This window comes from Streptomyces luteolifulvus, assembly GCF_008806595.1.
Lineage (GTDB): Bacteria > Actinomycetota > Actinomycetes > Streptomycetales > Streptomycetaceae > Streptomyces > Streptomyces luteolifulvus.
On record NZ_VZRB01000089.1, the window covers coordinates 1 to 2,256 of the forward strand.

At 67.2% G+C, this 2,256-nt stretch carries 3 protein-coding genes; 1 reads left to right on the top strand and 2 read right to left on the bottom strand.

What is annotated here, in order from left to right; genetic code table 11:
• Nucleotides 1–225 precede the first annotated feature (225 nt).
• Both F7R91_RS41660 and F7R91_RS41665 read right to left on the bottom strand, forming a co-directional pair.
• On the bottom strand, nt 226–606 hold the full coding sequence (locus F7R91_RS41660; protein WP_150959065.1) for a hypothetical protein: 381 nt from the start codon (nt 604–606) through the stop codon (nt 226–228).
• A gap of 45 nt (nt 607–651) precedes the next feature.
• Entirely contained in the window at nt 652–1,203 is a 552-nt protein-coding gene (locus F7R91_RS41665) for a hypothetical protein (protein WP_150959067.1), read from the bottom strand.
• A 149-nt stretch (nt 1,204–1,352) separates the two neighbouring features.
• Here F7R91_RS41665 and F7R91_RS41670 point away from each other — a divergent pair, with 149 nt between their 5' ends.
• Entirely contained in the window at nt 1,353–2,030 is a 678-nt protein-coding gene (locus F7R91_RS41670) for a nitroreductase family protein (protein ID WP_150959069.1), read from the top strand.
• The last annotated feature ends 226 nt before the right edge of the window (nt 2,031–2,256 follow it).

Genomic DNA, 2,256 nt, shown 5'->3' on the forward strand with positions numbered 1-2,256 from the left:
CAGCAACGGCTCGATCCGCACCCACAACTCATCCTGCACGATCCACGGAAGCTGCTGACCCTTCCTCATGTACCAGTCAACAACCCCACAACCACCCACATTCCAGGGCCACTTTGTTAGGAGTTCTTAAGGGGCCATGATCACTCACGCCAAGCAAGCCCAAATCCACTCCGCCGACCGAGGGCTTGACCGTAGGACCGTGTCGTGCGGGCGTGCGGAGGTCGGCTATTCAGGCGCAAAGAGCTGGAAGAACTCGGGGAAGGTGCCAAGGACCCCTAGCCCGATGAGGGCCAGGGTGATGCCCAGCGCCGGGAGTGTCTCGTACGGCTTATTGCGGAGCGCGGCGTGCAGCAGGACCCAGGCCAGTAGCCACACCGCCACGGCCAGGCTGGTTTTGCCGGAGAGGGGTCCGACGTCGTCACTCCAGGTCAGGGCATCCTTCACGCTCTCGCTGGCCTCGGCGAGCGTGGTGAGCAGACCCAGCGCGGTGGCGCCGAACCCCGCGGCGATGATCGCCGCGGAAATGGGCCCCTCGCCCTTTTCGCTGTGAGGAAATGCCTCATCGCCCCCTCCTCCGGCAGTATGCGCGGTGTCCGTCCGCTCCACGGCGGCGCCTCCCTTCGGTGGTGTCCGATGCGTCGGACTGCCTGACTATTGGACTGGCGCGACTTTGGTGATGAAAGCGCCGAGCGCTCCCGCGATCGCTGCGAAGACGAAGGACAGGGTGAACAGGGCGATCGTGGTGCGGCGGACGCGGTTGTGCCGGATCAGGCCGGAGCCGTAATACCAGACGATGAAGGCGACGGCGGTGGCCAGGATGGGGCTGATCCAGGCCACGTGTTCCTTCCACTCCATGCCGAACTCGTGCCAGTCCGCGTTGGCCGGGTCGGCGAGCAACTGCGACCGCGGACTGTCGGGCGTCGCCTCGCGGTACCAGGGATAGACGATCCAGGTGCCGGTGATGACGGTGACCCACGCCGTCACTGCCATGGCGGTGACGCCGATCCTGACCCGCCGCATACGCTCGCGCACCCCTTCGCGTGTCATCAGCGCCGGTTTGAGGCTGTACAGCTCAGCGAGGCCACCGGCGAACGCGAGCAGGAATGCGGCGCCCAGGAGCATGCCATGGACGATCGCCCACCATTCGCGGCCGGTGAAGGAGAGCGCCATCACCTGTCCGGGGGCTGGGTGCAGGGCCGACATATGCCCGCCTTCACAGAGTCGCCAATTTGATCAAACATGTACAAGGTGGACTCTAGCGCCAACCCATATCGTGAAAGCGAAGGCGCGTCGTGAGGGACACTGCCCGAATGCGTGGCCAGGCCGCGGACTCCCCGAGGAAAGGAGTCCCGATGTCGGCAGAACCGCTGACGGCACAGGCTGCCGCCCAGCTGATCAGGGACGCTGTGGCGGCCCCGTCCATGCACAACGCGCAGCCCTGGCGGTTCCGCTTCTTCACCAGCACTCGCACCCTTCACCTGCGGTCCGATCCCAACCGGGCCATGCCGCACGCCGACCCCGACGGCCGTGGTCTGCACCTGGGCTGCGGCGCCGCGCTGTTCAATCTGCGCGTGGCCGCCACTCAGGCCGGCTGGGAGCCGGTGACAGCGACGCTGCCCAACCCCGCCGATCCGCAGCTGCTCGCCACCGTGCGCCCGGTCCGGCCGAGCCAGGTCGGCCGAGACGATCTGGCCGCTCTGTACCCAGCCATCCAACGACGACACACCAGCCGCTGTCCGTTCACGGAGGAAGAGATACCCGAAGCCATCCGAGCGGGCCTGTGCGGTGCCGCCCTCATGGAAGGAGCGCGGCTGGTCTTCCCGGAGGCATGGCACCTCCAGACCCTCCTGGACCTGATCGACGACGCCGAGGGACGCAATGCCCCGACGCCGCGGAGCCCGGGATTTCCGAGGACATGGTCCGCTGGACGCACATCGACGACAGCGAGTCGGCCACCGAAGGGGTCGGCGTATGCCTTCGGGCCCCGCAAACGGGACGGCAGGGCACCCGGTACGCGACTTCGCGGGTAGGCGGGTGGTGGCCGGGCGCGGTACAGCGAGGTTCGAGACGACACCACAGCTTGCCTGCTGGGAACCGTCCAGGACCGGCGGGAGGACTGGCTGCGGGCCGGTCAGACACCCCATGTCGTTTGGTGTCAAGCGGCGGGGGTGTGGGCGTGGTGTGACCAGGCGGTCGCCTCGTCGTAGGTGGTGCGGGTTTTGAGGCAGCCGTGGAGGATGCCGACGAGGCGGTTGC

Bases quoted from the DNA above. Each gene is read 5' to 3' on its own strand.
- F7R91_RS41665 (WP_150959067.1), bottom strand. From the start codon at position 1,203: ATGTCGGCCCTGCACCCAGCCCCCGGACAGGTGATGGCGCTCTCCTTC.
- F7R91_RS41670 (WP_150959069.1), top strand. From the start codon at position 1,353: ATGTCGGCAGAACCGCTGACGGCACAGGCTGCCGCCCAGCTGATCAGG.